The organism is Ureaplasma parvum serovar 3 str. ATCC 27815 (assembly GCF_000019345.1).
Classification (GTDB): Bacteria; Bacillota_I; Bacilli_A; order Mycoplasmatales; family Mycoplasmoidaceae; genus Ureaplasma; species Ureaplasma parvum.
In genome coordinates this window covers 260583-276886 of the sequence record NC_010503.1, presented here as the reverse complement: position 1 = coordinate 276886, position 16304 = coordinate 260583, and the positions used below count along the sequence as shown (strand labels likewise).

The following is a 16304-nucleotide window of genomic DNA, read 5'->3' as shown; positions in this document are numbered from 1 at the left end:
CTCCTTATTCGTTTGCTTCACTTGATGATGCTTTATTAGCTAAGTAGTTAACAACTTGTGGATCGCTTACGATATGGCCAACTTTTTTAGCTGATTTTAATAAAACAATTGAACCTTTTGGTCCTGGAATAGCACCTTTAATTAGGATTAAATTTTCATTTGCTTTAACATCTAATACTAGTAAGTTTTTAGTTGTTACTAATTCATGTCCATAATGACCAGGTAATTTAGTTCCTTTGAAAACACGTTGAGCTTGACTACCCCCACGTCCTTTAGCAATAGAACCAACATAACGATGTGGATAACCAGCACCATGGCCCATTGGACCCATACTAAAATTATGACGTTTAATTGAACCTGTAAATCCGTGTCCTTTAGTATATGCTTGTGCATTAACTAATTGTCCTGGTTCAAATTCACTAACTGTTAATTCAGCACCAACTTCAGCAACAACATCTCTAAATTCTTTAATGTGACGTTTTGGATCTGAATTTGCTTTTTTGAATTGACCTAATAATGGTTTGTTTAATGCTTTTTCTTTTACTGTTTCATAACCAATTTGAATTGCACTGTAGCCGTCTTTTTCATTAGTTTTAACAGCTAAAACCTTATTTGGTTCAACATAGATAACTGTGGCAGCTACAGCTTTACCTGTTTCTGTAAAAACTTGAGTCATGCCAACTTTTGTTCCTAATAATGATTTCATTTTTTTTACTTGCCTCCTAATGAATTAAATTTTGAAAGTAACTTCAACACCAAATGGAACTGATAAACGTTTTAAAGCTTCCATTGTTTTAGGTTGTGGATTTTCTAAAATAATTAAACGTTTGTGTGTTCTTCTTTCAAATTGTTCACGACTTGATTTATTAACATGTGGTGATCTTAAAATTGTAAAAATTTCCTTTTTAGTTGGTAGAGGAATTGGACCTCTTAATTTAGAACCTGTAGAGTTAGAAATGTTTACAATTGTTTTTACTGTATCATCTAATAATCTGTGGTCATAAGATTCTAATCTAATTCTTAATTCTTGATTCATAAAATGTTGTCTCCTTTTGCATCGATATATTATGCGAATCATAAGAATTGTGTATTAATGAGTTACCTGATACGTTTTATTGACAACGTTTCTTGGCGTATCAGCAATCTCAACAATAACAAAACCTTTAAAATTATACACGAAACAAAAGTAAAAAACAAGATAAAAATAAAAAATATACTATAACCAGCAATTGGCAAGTATATTTTTATCTAATATTATTTCATTACTTTATCAACTAATTGATTAAATGCTTCAGGGTTGTTAATTGCTAATTCAGATAGCATTTTTCTATTTAAACCTTGACCATCTTTAGTAACAACATTAGCTTTTACTAATGCATTCATAAATTGTGAATATGTATATCCTAATTCACGAACTGCAGCATTAATTCTTGAAATTCATAATTTTCTAAAATCACGCTTTTTATTACGACGATCACGATATGCATACTCTGCAGCACGAATTACTGTTTGACGAGCAATTCTATATGAGGTATTACGTGTTCCTCATGAACCTTCAGCTTTTTCTAATCATCTTTTACGACGTTGACGTGTAACACTTCCACCTTTTACTCTCATTGCTAATTTACTCCTTAAATACTATTTATAACTATTAAATTATTTATATTCTAACTATAAGCATTGAGTATATCTTTTTGTGTCAGATGTGCTCATAATTGCGTCTTTTCTTAAATGACGTTTAGCTTTTGTTGAACGACCTAGAGCTAAATGTGATCTATAAGCGTGTTTACGTTTTAATTTACCATTTTTTGTAATACTAAAACGTTTTGCAACAGCTCTTTTTGTTTTTTGTCTAATTTTAGCCATTATAGTTACCTTCCTTATTTTTTAATTGGTTCAATAATTGTTTCATATCGATAATTGCTAACTTTTTTATTAGCTTGAACAACTGTACCATAATCTTTAATTAAGTCAATGAATTTTTCATAAGCTTGTACAATAAATTCATCTTTTGTACACATACGTCCACGTGCTTCAATCACAAATTTCACGTTGTCTTTATCTTCTAATCAACGTTTAGCATTTTCTGCTCTTACTTTTAAATCATGTTCACCAATCATTGGTTTAATTTTGATTTCTTTTACCTTAATAATTGTTTGATTTTTTCTTGATTCTTTTTGACGACGTTTTTGTTCGTATTTGTACTTACCATAATCTAAAATTTTTGTTACAGGAATATTTCCTTTTTTAGCAATAACAACTAAATCTAAATTCTTTGAAGCGGCTAAATTAAGGGCATCAATACGATTCATTTCACCTAAATTATTACCATGGTCATCAATTACAACCATTGTTCGAAAACGAATTTGATCATTAATTAAAGGTTGATTTTTACGTGCATCATTATTTGATGACATATGGCGTTGATTGTTTGGTGTATTCATTAAACACTCCTAATTAAAAATTAAATGTATAAAGAAAATCATTTATATCTATAACATGAATAAATGATGTAATAATCGAAATATTAAGCATTAACCTATTCCCAAATAAACAGAAATCAGGTGAGTTTTAAACTACTTTCTTTATACAATATAGAATTATATATTATTTATGGGTAAAAAGCAACTTAATAAGTTAACTAATATAATTTAGGAATAATAATGTTTTTAGATTTATAAAATTCTTCTAATCCCTTATAAATTGACTCAGAAAATGATTTATCTTTTAGTACATCAACTGATTGTCCTAAAAATATCTTAACTAAATTTATTTGATTAGCATCTTTAGCATTTCAATAATTATAAAAAGCTCTTGAAGCTTGACGTTTATTTGGATCTTTTTCTAAATAAAATGAATTAGATAATTCATATGGATATAGTTCATTTTTTTGATCAACATAAACTAATCCACCTAACATTTTTTGTAATTGTATAAATGGTAAATCTTGATATTCGCTTTTTAATACTCAATCACCTTGTTGTGATTTAGTAGCAACTTCATCTAATTTTTTAGTTCCAATTTGTGATAAAAGTTTAAATAAAGGATCTTCTTGGATTATTTCAACAATTGTTTTATAATCATTTACTTCTTTTAAACCACTTAATTTAATTGCATCAATTAAATACTGATGTCCAGCTTTTGATAATTCAACTAACGCTGTATTATCAACATAAGTATTTTTATTAAAACTTGCTTCAGTGTGTGTTCCTAATTTATAAGCGTCTTTGTTAATATCATTAGTTAATTGTGCCCCTTCTGATGCTTTTAATAAAGCACCTTTAAAAGCTAAATCTAAACGTTTAACAATAGAAAAAATAATTGTTTTACCGTTAGCTAATGATTTATTATTTTCACTAATACGTGCTTTATTTGTATTATCATCTAATTCTTGTTCTGTATCAACACCAACAACAACGATTGGTTTACTTGATTCAGCAGCAGCTGTTGTTGCATAATCGATTTGAGGTCCAGCCACTGGTAAAATTAAATCAACATTATTAGAAACTAATTGATTAACAATTGCTTTTGCTTTATCTGATGTTGGCGAAAAATCTCCTGATTGATAATTCGTAGCAAAGACTTGTTCTACATTAATTCATTCTTTTTCTTCATTATTTTCTGTTTGTTTAACTTTTTTGTTTTTTAGTTTTTCATTTGCTCATTGAATACCAAATTTAAAACCTTGAATAAATCTTGTAGTTGATGGTAAATGAATACCAACAAAACCGCCCCATGTTAATTTATTATCTTTACCAAAAACATTTTGATTACTATTTAAATAATAAGCTGCAGCAATTCCAGCTAAAAAAGCAGCTTGATCTGCACGATATGTGATTGATGCAATTCGATCTTTACCTGTTTGTAAATCATAAATTTCATCAATTAATACTGCTGAAACTTGTTGATTATCTTTTGGTGAATTAAAGTATTTTGAAATTGGATTTTTATGTCTAAATGAAATTAATCCTAACATACGTGCACCATCTTGAATTTTAGACGCATAGATTGCTTGATATGCATCATCCCCATCACTTGATGGGCGACCATAAAAATTGTTTAAAGTTAAGTTTCTAGAATCAGATTTTGTTTTATTTTGACTACATGCAACCAATGCTATAGGAACCAAAGCTACACCCATTATTCCAATAACTGATGCTAAAATAATTTTTTTATTTAATTTAATTTTTCTCATGATTTTCTCCAAACAAATTCTCATTTACACAAATTAAAAGGTTAATTATATATTTATATATACAAAAAAGACGTAAAAAAGAAACAAAGTAATAATTATTACCTTTTTAGTATAATAATTGGAACATTAAAAAGGTAATAAAAAATGACTTCAATATAAAGTCATTTTTTTCTTTTATATTAAACTAGATTCGTTTTGTTGCTTATAAAATTTATTTAATTGTACATAAATAATAATTGATCCGATTATAGGTATTATTCCTAAGCACCCTAAAATGCCAAAAACAAATGGCAAGACAAAGTTTTCTTGTCTTTTTAAATTTAAACCAACATTGACTGTTGTTGTTACAAATAAAGCAAAACTAGCAATTTCAATTAAAGCAAAAATTACTAAAAAAGCCACTCCAGCATTATACATAGCTCAAGCATTTACAACATTTGTTGTAGCTATATCTTGCGTTAAATATGGTGATCCATAATATGAGTAAACCATATAATAAATGCCAAGATGCACTAAAATAGCGCCAATTATTATAAAACAACTACTCCTATACTTAAAATTAAATTTGCTAATGCAATATCTAAATCTTTTTTATTAACAATTTTGTTCTGATTCACGATTTATCCTTAATTTTGTCCTAATGTTTTTTTCATTCCATCAATTGAAACTTTTAATGAAGCTGTTAATGCTTTATACGCTTCATCAGATAATTTTTCACTCTTATTGATTTGTTTATTAATTTCTTCTTTCAAAGTACTAAAAGCTTCTTTAAGTGCTGGCATTTTTGAAGCTAATTTGTCTAATCAACTTAAATATTCTTTATAAGTTTTTTCAAATTCTTTTTGTGCTTCACTCTTAGTAGAACATGAAGCAACAACAATTGGAATAGCAACTAATAAACTAGTTGGTAGTGCAATTGTTAAAATTTTTTGTCATTTTTTCATATTTCATTTCCTAAACTATATTTTTTGTGTTTTATACAATAAATTATGTATTTAATTTATTTTGTTGAAAAACTTAAGCTAGCTAAAAGCTCTTCTGTAATTTTGATTGATTTATCATCATATCTAATATCTTCAATTACAAAATCACTATTAGCATCTAATCCATTTAATGTGAATTGATAGCTTCCAATAGGTTTTGATTTTTCATTGAAATTAAATTCTTTAACTGTATTTGTTGCTTTATTTTTAACAAAGAAGCTAAATTTTATTGCTTTGTCTTTTTTATTAATTAATTTGTTAGCACCAACAATAATTGAATTACCATTTAATTTTAAACTTAATGTTATATTGGCACTGCTACTATTTTGTTTTGTAATACTAATAGATTTTAATTCTTGATTACCAAAAACTTTTTTAGTGATATCGATGATTTTTTCCACATTTTTAATATGTTTTTCACCAACAGTAATTGTGAATGATTTAAATAAGGAATTGTTTGCAGTGATTTCTATTTTTTCACTAATTACAGGTACTCTTGGTAATTTAATTTGAATTTCTGAATAATCTTCTTTAACGTAAGGTCTTTGATTTTCTAATATTGCATTTTTAAGATTTGCAACATTTGAGATTTTTGAAGTAAAAGTTACAGATTTTAAAATTTCTTTTGTTGGTTCATTTAAATTTTGAGGGTCTTTAACTTTTAGAACAACATAATATGTTTTATCATCAAGTTTCAAAATTTTTTCTTGTACTTCATATTCAATTTTAGGTTTAGTTTTTGTAGTAAATACTTGATTATTACTTAAAATAACTTCTTTATTTGTTTGATATAAAATTTTGTTAATTTTATATGTTTGACCGTCTTGTAAATTATTTAGTTTTAAAACTAATTTTTGATTTTCAATTGTTGCAGATAAATTACTTGCTTCAATAACTTCATTAGTGTTTTGAGTATTTTTTAAAATAACTTTAAAATTATCTAATGTTTTAAAACTATCATTATTATCAAAAATTAATTTAGCTTCATTAAAACCAGTTTCAACACTTGATAAACTTAATTTATATTCTTCTATAGTTGATGGTTTATCTGGTTTTGGATTAGATTTTTTTCCGTCTTTACAACTTGTTAATGCCAATGTTGATAATCCGCCAATTAATAAAATTGGCGTTGTCATTAATAATCATTTTTTATGATTCTTCTTCATATTTTAACCTTCTTTTATACATTTAATAAATAAGAATTTTAATAATTTGATTTGTTATCTTTATTTTATATAAGAGTATACATTTAGATTATATATATATATATAATATGTCAAGTGTAAAATAAAAAAATAAGTCAAAACACTTTTTAAAAAAGTATTAAGACTCATTTTTGTTTTTTAATGTTCTTCTTCTGGTGCAAATCTTGTTGCGATTTCAGCTGCTAAATATTGCATTTCATTCGCAACTAATTCTCTTTGTGCCTTATCTTTTGTTGTTCTTACAATTACTTGTTTTTGTTGTAATAATTGCACATGACGTTCAAATTTAGCAAATTCTTTTTGATCTTTGTATAAATGTCAATTATTAATTACATCTAAAACATTTTGATCAACGTTTGTTAAGTTTGAATGTTCTGATAAATTAATACCTCGTTTTTTATTTCAAGCATAATTAATTAGATAAATAAATAATCCAAGTAATAATGTGCATATAAACATTGGTAATGCAATTGAAATAAATACATAATAAGCTTCTTGTCCAGGATATAGTTCTGGAGCAGCTGGTAAGTAAGTTGCAACAACTGCAAATGTATTAACGCCCATTGCTAATAAAGCTAAACTAATTTGTAATCATGATCATTTAACTCTAAATTCACGACGTAATCAATTAGCTTTAAAGACATATCTTAGATATCCAATTAAGAAAATGTTATATCCAATATAATACATTGAGATTTGTGAAACAACGTTTGAAATGAATGAAATATTAGTAATTGATGCTGGTGTTCCCGATGCTACGGCATTAATGCCAATATAATCTTTGATTTTATCATAAATTGCTTTTACTTCACTGTTAGCATGTTTATTAAAATCAAAATGTAAAACATTAGCTTGTGCTCCAGGAGCATGACTATGTTCGTAAATTGAACGAGCCATTAGTTTAATTTCATCTAAATTTTGATTAGACAATAAAGCCATTGGTTCTTTTTGATCTTGGTTAATACGAATTTCATTAGCTAAAATATCACTAATTGTTTGACCTTTGTATTGCATTAATGAATTATAACCAAACATGTAAATTGCAAAAATGCACATTAGTAATACAATTCATAAAATTGCTACTGTTAACGCTGACCCATTCTTTAAACGATATGTAACCCATGCTGGGAAGTGGGCTTTACGCATTGCATAATTTAATCCAGTTGAAAGGTTTGACATTCAAACAGAAACTTCAACAAATACACCTATTCCAATGAAGAAAGTAATAGCTTGTAATCCTTGCATAGCCATTTTATTTGTTTCTATATTCATAACAGAAATAAATAAAGATGGGTTTTTTAAAGGATCGTTAACTTCTGATGTTAGTGTTAATAAATCAGAACGTGCTAAGTCACTACCTGTATTAATTGGATGACCATACACAAATTGATACATAACTTGGTTAGCGGCAGCTGTGCCATATTGAGTTTCAATTACTGAGTATGCATGTGCTAGTGTTTTATAATGAGCAACTGTGCCATCTGGTAGTTTAACATCAATTCCACCAACAGATAAGTTGAACATAATTGTCTGTACTAATCCACCATTGAATGATAATGTTGAAGTTGGTACAGTCATTGAAATCATAATTGATCCAATAATAATGCAAACTAAAGCAGAAATTACAACAATCATCATGGCTTGTGGATATTTCTTAGAAGGATTATCCATTCGATTAGCAGCAATAGCTGAAACTTCTACACCATGTAAGCTAAAACTAAATGCCATGAAAGATGCCATAACAACTGATGACATGAAAGTTTTATTTAATTCATAAGAAGTACCAGTTACACTTGGGTCTAAATGTGGTTCTTTTTGGAAGTGTTTTCCAATAAAGTATAATGGATCTGGCATTGTTGCCACTGTATAAATTTGGAATCCTAAAATAATAAAGAATGGTAGTAAAATACCAATGATTAAAGCAACTTGGCCAAATTGGTGAGTTCGTTTTTGGCCTAATAAACTCATAAAGATTAGACCTGCGACAACAACAATACCAATTCCATATAATGCCCCATTGCTAAAGTTTTTTGAAAAGTTGACTGATGTAGCTTGATTTAAAGTTGTTCCCAACTTAAGTGTATTAAAATAATTATATCCATCAGCACCTGCGAAAGCAAATGAAAAGGATGAAAGGACGAATAAGATCATAGCCACAAATCCAAATGTGACTTGGAATTGTAATCAGGTTACAATAAACCCATTTCGTGGACCTAATAAATTTCGTACCCAGGTAAATATTCCCCCCTCGGCCCAACCTTTAATTGTTGCCATTTCAGCGGCTGCAATCCCAATTGGAATGAATCAACACATAGCTGTAATAAAAGCAAAGATAATTGCAATTCAACCAGCTGTTGAAAGTGATGGGAATGTATAAAAAGCAATAATTGCTGAAGCTGTTAGTAAAACAAAACCCATTAAAGAAACTTTTTTGTTTTTTTCTAGTTTCTTTTTGATTTTTGCTTCTTTTATTTTATTATTTATCAATTTTTTATCACCTCTTATTCTAAAAATATTTGAAACTAATTTTATTTTTGATAAATCGCTTACGACCAATCAAAAATTTGCTCATAAATTCATTACTATATATAAAACCTAATTTCTAATTTAGATTATATAATAAATGCTAGTATTTCCTATGCTTTTTAGCATAAAAATGTCGATTTTTAACATTTTTATTTTTTATTTTTACAAAAATTTATTCTGCATCATTTTGGTACATAATTTTGTTATAAATTCGACGATTTGTTTGTTCATTTAAATTTAAATAACTAAACGTTGTTTGAATGTTTGCATGTCCCATTTGTAACATTACAGTTTTGGGATTTGCCCCTTTAATTAACATAAAAGTAGCAAAGCTACGACGTAATGAATGGGGAGTAAAATTCTTGCCAATAATTTTTTTAATATATAAACGTAATGTTTTAGTTGTTTCAAATCCTTTTAGATTCTCATAAAACTTTTGTAATTGTTCAAAAGTTTGTTTTACAAAGAAAATTTGTCGTTTTTTATTTCCTTTACCTAACACATACAAACGATTATTAATAGATTCTAGAAAAAATAATTCATGAGCTCTAATTCCTGTTTCAAACAAGAATCTAATAATGGTTTTATATTTTTTAATTTCTAATGAATCATCATCTAAGATATCAGTTTTTTTATATAAATTATTTTTACTAATTACATCAAAATATTTCATTTCAATTTGTGGTAATTTTAATAATTTTAAATTTTGTAAATATCTTTTTAGTTTTTTAAATTCAAAAAAACTTAATAAAACGTTTTTGTGTAAATGAATTGTTCGTGGTTTAAAGTTACTATTAATAATTTTATTTCGTATTTTAATTCACGAATCTAAAACAGGTTCATAATGTTTTAATACTGATTCATAAGTACGAATTGTGTTAAGACTTAAATTTCTTTTTTTAGTATATCTAATAAAATCTTTCATATTATCTACTTTTCCTTTTTATGATTTCTTATTTTTTTATCTTCTAAAGTATGAAAAAAATAAACAAGCATCTTTGAAGCGATCAACTTGTTTATTTTTTATTTTTTTAATAATAAAGATTTTTAATAGTTATTTCATAACGAAATTTTTGGCCGCTGGTTCTTTATTTAAGCCAGGCATACGATAAATAGTTGTTGTAATAGCAATGATTAATTTTGCAGCATAATTAATTTCAAAGCGTTCAATATGAATTTTAAAGTTCTTAGGATTATTTAATAATTTTGCATCATCAGAAATTGAATATGGTGTTTTAGCAATGCATAAATAAAAATCTAAATGTTCATAACGATTCAATTGTTCTTTAGCTTCATAGCTTAATTCATATCCATCAGCACCATAAACATTTTCACATATTTTTTTTAATTTATATGATAAATGATCTTTAATATCATAAATTAATTTTAATTCATGATCATTAATTTGATTAGTTAAAGTAATTGTTTTTTTAGTTATTTCTTCACTTTTTTTAGAACCATAGCTATAAGCATAAGAACGTGCATGTTCAATTTGATGTTCATCTAATAGTTTTTCTAAAGTTAATAAGTCTTCTTCGCTATCAGTATTAGTATTGACATTAATATAAACAATAAAAGAAACATTATATTTTTTAATGTGATTAATATGACATAAAACATTAGCAAAGCCTTGTTTAACGTAGTCTTTTTCGTTTGTTTGAGCATGATATGCGATTGATTTTAGACTAATAACTAAACCAATTAAATCTGGTTTTAAATTCAAACTAGCCATCTTGATATTCATAAATTTTTCAAGTCCTAAATCGCTACCAAAACCACATTCAGTAACAACATAATCACCTAAAGCTAAAGCATTTTTGGTTGCAATAATACTATTACAACCATGAGCAATATTAGCAAATGGGCCACCATGAACAAAAACAGGGTTATCCTCATTAGTTCGTACTAAATTAGCATATAAAGCATCTTCTAAAATTGCCATAATAGCTTTTGTTAATTCTAAATCACAAATTCTTATAGGTTGGTTTACTATATTATATGCAACAATTGTTTGCGCAAGTTTATCTTCAAAATCTTTATGATCATGTGCTAAACAAAATAATGCCATTAAATCACTCGCTGCTGTAATGTTGAAACCACTTTTTGTTTGTTGATGGTTAATATCATATTCAATATTACGTAAAGAACGATCATTAACATCTAGACATCTTTTAATTAAAATTTTTTGAGAATCGATTTGCATTGAAGACCTATTATGTATTTCATTTTCTATTACTGCAACGATTAAATTATTAGCTGCAGTAATCGCATGGAAATCACCACTAAAATGTAAATTAATTTTATCAAAGGGTTTTAAAAAAGATAATCCTCCTCCAGAACCCGTACCTTTCATACCAAAAACTGGTCCCATTGATGGCTCTCGTAAGGCTCCAATTGCTTTGTATCCATGTTTATTTAAAGCATCAACTAAACCAATAGCAGTTGTTGTTTTACCTTCACCAGCTGGATTAGGATTCATTGAGGTAATAACAATTAATTTTGAATCCTTTTTATTTAGTTTTTTAATTGATTTAATTTTAGCAATCTCATTGCCATAAAGTTCATAATCATCAATTAACAACCCTTTTTTATTAATCATTTCTTCAATAATTTTTGCCATATATAAACCTTCTTTTATTTTTTGATAGTGTATTTTCTTTTTAAAATAGTATACATCAAATAAAAAATTAAACCTAAAATAACAGTTAACACTAAAAATATGACTAGACCACGACGATTTGCTTGTTTTTTTAATGAAATTATTTCTTCACTAGTAATGATTTCATTAACATAATAACTATGAATACGATTAATACGATGATGAGCATTAAAAACCAACCATAAATGAATAATAAATGTTAATCCTAAAATAGCACCTAATCCAATCATTGCCCATAATGGATTTTTGTTAAAACTAATTTTTTGTGAAAGATGATTATTAATAACAACAGGAATTTTTATAATCAAATCACCAAAACGACTTCCTATAGCTGCATTATAATATAAATTCATAAAATAACTGACAACAAAAACACCAAATATCATAAAAAGACTAGTAAGATAAATATAAGCTGTGATTCAGTTTACATTAATATGTACTACTATTAATTTACGATATATACCTACAATAAAATTTGTTGCTTTTGTACAATCAAAATGGTTTTTTTGATAATCCATTTCTTTTTTAAAATTTATAAAATTACTACATGATAAAGCTAAAAAGAAAATCATCAAGACACAATAAATACTAATTGGTAAAAAAATCCATGGATTAAAATGATTAATAATAACTTCATAAATCAAATAAAATATTAATCCTACGCCAATTGCTAATAAAATAGTTCAAATGATAATTTTGTTACGAACTGCATGAATTTCTTTTAAATAAAAATCAGGTGTATTTTTTTGATTAACTTTTTCTTCTAGTTGACTAAAAGTTAAATTATTTTCACTTCCGTATGTTTTTGGATCGTCTTCATTATGATAAATAAATTCTGAAATATTTTGAGGAATAAATTGTTTAGTTTTTAAAGCAAAACCATTGGATTTTTGACTTATAGATAAATGATTATCATCTGTTAAGTCCTGATCTATTATTTCTTTTTTTAATTGATAATCAACAGTGTTTTTTTTATCGATTTCAATTTCTTTTAATCTTAAATTTTCATAATTTTTAGTAGGAACAATTGAAATTAATTGATCACTATCATCAAAATTTAGAGTTGGTTTTAACTTTAAAATATTGTCTTGTTTTTTAATTAAGATATCTTGTGAATCATTATTAGGAGAAAAACCAGCATTATATTCTTTCGTTTCTAATAAGCGAGTGTATTCAATATCATCACAAATTTTATTGTTATTACTTTTAATTCTATTTTTATCATTATTTTCATTAAAAACTTGCGTATTTATTCGTGGCATTCATTGATCCCCCATTTAAGATAAATATTACTATTTCATCAATTATAAATTATAAATAAAAAAGAAGTTAGTTTTAATTAACTTCTTAATTATGAAATACTGATATTTTCTATTTTGTACACTCACGAGATTTAGATTGTCATGTACAATCATTCTCATTCTCTATAAAAACAGGGTTTTTCTTGGCAGCTAAGTTGCTTTTTTTACAACCACTAGCTTTACATTCTCAAGTTTGATCAAAACTTTCATATTCAAACATTTCACTTTCTGAAGGAATAATAAAATCAAACTTGTATGCATCTTCACCATGATTGATGTAGTCTATATGGCCTAATTGTTGACGCACTGATAAACGAGGTTTAGTAATATAAACTATTAAACATGTAAAGGCAAATGCCCATGTTGCTGCTAATAATACAGCACCTAATTGTAGTCCAAATAAAATACCATAAATTGGATTTCCATTATTATCTAATCCGACGGCGTCATATTTAATTCCATGTGCAACCGTGTTAGTAGCAAATGCTCCAATTAATAAAGAACCTATAACACCACCCATTCCATGAACTGGTAGAACTTCTAAAGAATCATCAAAACGGAAGTAATCTAATAATCTAGAAACTGAATAACATACTAAAACACCCATAATGGCAATAGGAACAGAGGCTCAAACTGGAACAAAACCTGCTGCGGGAGTAATTGTTGCTAATCCAGCGACTGCACCAGTCACTAAACCTACTGTTGTTGGTTTGTGGTTTTTGTTAACAATAGTTTCAAGTGTAACTCAACCTATCATACCTATTGCTAAGGCAATAATTGTATTTAATCATGATGATATAGCTTGTGAAATGTGATTTGTATTTTCTTTAACAAAACCTGCACCACCAACATTAAATCCAAATCAACCAAAAAATAGTAATGCTGCACCTAATACAACCATTGGTAAATTATTAGCTCGCTTTTTATCTGTAATTAATGTTGTACGTTTTCCTAACATAAATGAAGCAGCCAAAGCTCCAAAACCAGCAGTTGTATGAATTACAATACCACCAGCAAAGTCAATTACTCCAGCAGCAGCTAAGAATCCTTGACCTCAAATTCAATGTGCAAAAGGAATATAAATTAAATATTGTCATAGTACTAAGAATACTAGATAATTTTTAAATTTCATTCGGTCTGCAAATGCACCAACCATTAATGGTGGTGTAATAATTGCAAAAGCTAATTGATAAGCAAAGAATAAAATTAATGGTACGCCGTTAGTAAAATTAGCAAAAACTAAAACTGCTCCTCCACTTCAACCATCAGCAAATAGTAGATTTCTAAATGCAAAATAAGTTGAAATATCACCAATTATTCCTTTACCAACAGAAGGTCCAAAAGCAAGTGAGAAACCTCCAAAAATTCAAATCAATGTTGTAATTCCAAGTGAAGCTACACATTGATTAATAATTGTTAAAGCTGATTTACGTCTTACTAAACCACCATAAAATAATGCTAACCCTGGTGTCATTAGTAAAACAAAAGCAATTGCTAAAGCTACTAGTAGTGTATTAGTAGGATTAAAACCTATTGCATTAAGTGTTGATTGACTTGCATCTGCGGGCACTCATGTTAATTCATGAGTTGAGAAATAAATATCTTTATTTAGGCCTCAAGTTGACACAATTTTCACCTCGTGTTTTCTTTTTCGTTTTCGATAAATAAATTTTGTACATAAATTTATAAATACAAAATATATCTATAGTATTATATTACGTTAATTAATAAATTCTTTATTTTTTTATTATTTATTAATTAAAAAAACTAAAGTATTTTGCTTTAGTCTTTTTTTAAAAATTAATGGTCGTTTGCTACTTTATGATTTTGCTGGTTTTTATTATTAAGCAATGAATACTTAACACCTGTGCTTGAGTGTCATGTACTATCTGCTAATTCATATTGCTCCATTTCTTTTTCAGATGGAATTTCAATATCGAATGAATATGCATCTTCGCCATGATTAATATAGTCTATATGACCTAATTGTTGGCGTGCTGATAATCTTGGACGAGTAATATATACTAATAAAATAGTAAATACAAATCCATAAACCGCAGCTAATAAAACCGCTCCTAATTGGACACCAAATAAAACACCAGTTGTTGTTGGACCAATTGCTTCATACATAATTGATGGGTTTACAGATTTAGATGCAAACGCACCAATTAATAATGAACCAGTAACACCACCCATTCCATGTACGCCTCATACTTCTAGAGTATCATCAATTTTGTGGAAATGATGTAAAGTTTTAGCACTAGTATAACAAACTAGCACAGCAGCTACACCAATAGGAACAGATGCTCAAATTGGAACATAACCTGCTGCAGGAGTAATTGTTGCTAATCCAGCAATTGCACCTGTTACTAAACCAACACCTGTGGCTTTATGATTTTTATTAAAGATTGTTTCAAGAACTGCTCAACCAACCATTCCAATAGCTAAAGCAATAATTGTATTAATCCAAGCACTTGTAGCAGCTGATCAAGTAGCAGCATTCCCACCAGCTACAAATCCTGATCCACCAACATTAAATCCAAATCAACCAAAGAATAACAATGTTGCTCCAATAATAGTCATTGGAATATTGTGTGGACGACTTTTATCATTCTTAAGTAAAACACGTTTACCTAATACTAATGAAGCAGCTAATGCTCCAAAACCAGCAGTTGTATGAATTACAATACCACCAGCAAAGTCAATTACTCCAGCAGCAGCTAAGAATCCTTGACCTCAAATTCAATGTGCAAAAGGAATGTAAATTAAATATTGTCATAGTACTAAGAATACTAGATAATTTTTAAATTTCATTCGATCTGCAAATGCACCAACCATTAATGGTGGTGTAATAATTGCAAAAGCTAATTGATAAGCAAAGAATAAAATTAATGGTACACCATTAGTAAAGTTTGCAAAAACAATTCCTACATCTCCACTTCAACCATCAGCAAATAATAGATTTCTAAATGCAAAATAAGTTGAAATATCACCAATTATTCCTTTACCAACAGAAGGTCCAAAAGCAAGTGAGAACCCTCCAAAAATTCAAATCAGTGTTGTGATTCCAAGTGAAGCTACACATTGATTAATAATCGTTAATGTAGATTTTCGACGTGTTAGCCCACCATAAAATAATGCTAAACCTGGAGTCATCAATAAGACAAAGGCAATTGCTAATGCAACTAATAAAGTGCTAGTCGGATTAAAATTAGTTAATGCTAATGTATTAGCATCAGCTGTTGCTGGCACTCATGTTAACTCATGCTTTGAAAAGTAAATATTTGGATCTACTCCTCAAGATGTAGTTATAATTGTTGACACAATTCTCACCTCTTATTTATTTTTTTTATACTTTAAAACAAAATATAATTTTTAAGTACATATTACTATTATAGTACTAAAAAAATAAAAAGCAAGCACAAGCGAATTATA

Annotated in this window: 14 protein-coding genes and 1 pseudogene; all 15 read right to left on the bottom strand. The window is 27.6% G+C overall.

The window, feature by feature from the left end:
* Positions 1–4: 4 nt before the first annotated feature.
* The 15 genes and pseudogenes from rplC to UPA3_RS01135 all read right to left on the bottom strand — a co-directional run bounded on the left by rplC (position 5) and on the right by UPA3_RS01135 (position 16193).
* Complete coding sequence (rplC, locus tag UPA3_RS01205; protein ID WP_006688934.1) at positions 5–706, bottom strand: 50S ribosomal protein L3; 702 nt, start codon at positions 704–706, stop codon at positions 5–7.
* 24 nt (positions 707–730) lie between these two features.
* The gene (gene rpsJ, locus UPA3_RS01200) at positions 731–1036 is read right to left on the bottom strand and encodes a 30S ribosomal protein S10 (RefSeq protein ID WP_004025692.1); all 306 of its coding nucleotides are present in this window, start codon (positions 1034–1036) and stop codon (positions 731–733) included.
* Positions 1037–1254: 218 nt separating this feature from the next.
* On the bottom strand, positions 1255–1617 hold the full coding sequence (gene rplT, locus UPA3_RS01195) for a 50S ribosomal protein L20 (RefSeq protein WP_006688834.1): 363 nt from the start codon (positions 1615–1617) through the stop codon (positions 1255–1257).
* 54 nt (positions 1618–1671) lie between these two features.
* Positions 1672–1866, bottom strand: coding sequence for a 50S ribosomal protein L35 (gene rpmI / locus UPA3_RS01190; RefSeq protein WP_006688895.1), 195 nt, complete (start codon positions 1864–1866; stop codon positions 1672–1674).
* Between the two features lie 14 nt (positions 1867–1880).
* Entirely contained in the window at positions 1881–2444 is a 564-nt protein-coding gene (infC, locus tag UPA3_RS01185) for a translation initiation factor IF-3 (protein ID WP_006688881.1), read from the bottom strand.
* A 197-nt stretch (positions 2445–2641) separates the two neighbouring features.
* Complete coding sequence (locus tag UPA3_RS01180) at positions 2642–4195, bottom strand: BMP family ABC transporter substrate-binding protein (RefSeq protein ID WP_006688914.1); 1554 nt, start codon at positions 4193–4195, stop codon at positions 2642–2644.
* A 174-nt stretch (positions 4196–4369) separates the two neighbouring features.
* Positions 4370–4812: pseudogene (locus UPA3_RS01175) on the bottom strand (hypothetical protein).
* A 9-nt stretch (positions 4813–4821) separates the two neighbouring features.
* Positions 4822–5139 carry a hypothetical protein gene (locus tag UPA3_RS01170; protein ID WP_006689232.1) on the bottom strand — a complete coding sequence of 106 codons (318 nt, stop codon included), beginning with the start codon at positions 5137–5139 and terminating at the stop codon, positions 4822–4824.
* Between the two features lie 56 nt (positions 5140–5195).
* Positions 5196–6344, bottom strand: a complete 1149-nt coding sequence (locus tag UPA3_RS01165; RefSeq protein WP_006688888.1) for a hypothetical protein — start codon at positions 6342–6344, stop codon at positions 5196–5198.
* 177 nt (positions 6345–6521) lie between these two features.
* The gene (locus UPA3_RS01160) at positions 6522–8870 is read right to left on the bottom strand and encodes an amino acid permease (protein WP_038105987.1); all 2349 of its coding nucleotides are present in this window, start codon (positions 8868–8870) and stop codon (positions 6522–6524) included.
* A gap of 211 nt (positions 8871–9081) precedes the next feature.
* A complete protein-coding gene (locus UPA3_RS01155) occupies positions 9082–9834 on the bottom strand; it encodes a tyrosine-type recombinase/integrase (protein ID WP_006688953.1) in 753 nt (250 codons plus the stop codon).
* Positions 9835–9963: 129 nt separating this feature from the next.
* On the bottom strand, positions 9964–11529 hold the full coding sequence (locus tag UPA3_RS01150; RefSeq protein ID WP_006688872.1) for a formate--tetrahydrofolate ligase: 1566 nt from the start codon (positions 11527–11529) through the stop codon (positions 9964–9966).
* Positions 11530–11543: 14 nt separating this feature from the next.
* Positions 11544–12830, bottom strand: coding sequence for an MSC_0882 family membrane protein (locus UPA3_RS01145; RefSeq protein ID WP_006688943.1), 1287 nt, complete (start codon positions 12828–12830; stop codon positions 11544–11546).
* Between the two features lie 109 nt (positions 12831–12939).
* Positions 12940–14496, bottom strand: coding sequence for an ammonium transporter (locus tag UPA3_RS01140; RefSeq protein WP_006688868.1), 1557 nt, complete (start codon positions 14494–14496; stop codon positions 12940–12942).
* 173 nt (positions 14497–14669) lie between these two features.
* On the bottom strand, positions 14670–16193 hold the full coding sequence (locus UPA3_RS01135) for an ammonium transporter (protein WP_006688894.1): 1524 nt from the start codon (positions 16191–16193) through the stop codon (positions 14670–14672).
* Positions 16194–16304: the final 111 nt, after the last annotated feature.